Raw genomic sequence first — 1,279 nt, 5'->3', positions numbered from 1 at the left:
ATTTAGGACTTATTTTATGAAAACCACTAAAACTAAAGACGTTAAGCGTACTCAGCGAGATTATACATTAGGCTTTAAATTATCTATTGTTGAGCAAGTAGAAAAAGGCGACTTCACATATAAACAAGCGCAAAGTCATTACGGCATTCAAGGTCGTAGTACCGTTCTGGTATGGTTGCGAAAACATGGTAAATTAGATTGGTCTAAACCAACTTATATAGCCAACATGCCTAAATCGAAAGAAACCCCAGCACAAAAAATTAAACGTTTAGAGCGCGAGATAGAAGAGTTACGCCTAAAGGATTTAATCAAAGATGAAATGATTAATATAATGGATGAAGAATACGGAGCAGGCTTGCGAAAAAAGTACATATCCGAGCTATCACGCGCGCAAAAGAAAACCAGCAAGTAAAGCTTACTTCGTTGTGCCGTGCATACGGCATAACACGGCAAGGTTATTATCAAGCTATGCGCAGGATAGATGCTCGGGATAAAGCGTTGAAGCCAGTCAAAGAGTTAGTGATGTATTGGAGGCAATTCATGCCTCGTATTGGTGGGAAGAAACTTTATTTGATGATAAAGCCAGAGCTGCAAGAGCGTGGTATAAAACTAGGCCGTGATTGTTTTTTTGACTATTTGAGAGAGCATGACTATCTTGTAAAACCAAAGAAAAATTATACTAAAACAACAAACAGTAACCATTGGATGCGCAAGCATCCTAATTTACTAAAAGAATACACGCCTACTGCGGCCGAGGAAGTCTTCGTTAGTGACATTACATACGTAAAGTCAGCGCAAGGCGTGCATTACCTATCGTTAGTCACTGATGCCTACAGTCGAAAAATAATGGGTTATGAGCTGAGTGATGAAATGAAAGCAACCGATGTAGTCAAAGCATTAGAAATGACAATTAAGCAACGCGTATATAAACGTGATGCCATTCATCATTCAGATAGAGGTTTACAATATTGCTCTGAAGTATATCAAAATACGCTATTAAAAGAGGGCATTAGACCATCGATGACCGATGGGTATGACTGTTATCAAAACGCCTTAGCAGAGCGTATTAATGGGATATTAAAGCAAGAGTTTTTACTGTATAAATGTCGCAATATGGCAGAGTTAAAACAGCTCGTTGAAGAATCGATATTTATATACAATGAAATGCGACCGCACTTAAGTTTGGATATGAAAACACCAAATCAAGTGCATAAAAAAGACCTGGCGCTTTCGCACCAAGTCTTTCATTAAAACCGTCAACCTATTTCAGGACGGGACA

The 1,279-nt window shown here is 38.5% G+C and carries 1 protein-coding gene; it reads left to right on the top strand.

Translation table 11 applies throughout. The features are described 5' to 3' along the window. The first annotated feature begins 16 nt into the window (after positions 1-16). A protein-coding gene (locus J8L73_RS19115) for an IS3 family transposase (RefSeq protein ID WP_211019459.1) occupies positions 17-1,251 on the top strand; the annotation gives its coding sequence in 2 pieces (ribosomal slippage) (positions 17-368 and positions 368-1,251; 1,236 coding nt in all). Positions 1,252-1,279 lie beyond the last annotated feature (28 nt).

The organism is Pseudoalteromonas sp. MMG006 (assembly GCF_018101025.1).
Classification (GTDB): Bacteria; Pseudomonadota; Gammaproteobacteria; order Enterobacterales; family Alteromonadaceae; genus Pseudoalteromonas.
This window is presented reverse-complemented; position numbering and strand designations above follow the sequence as displayed.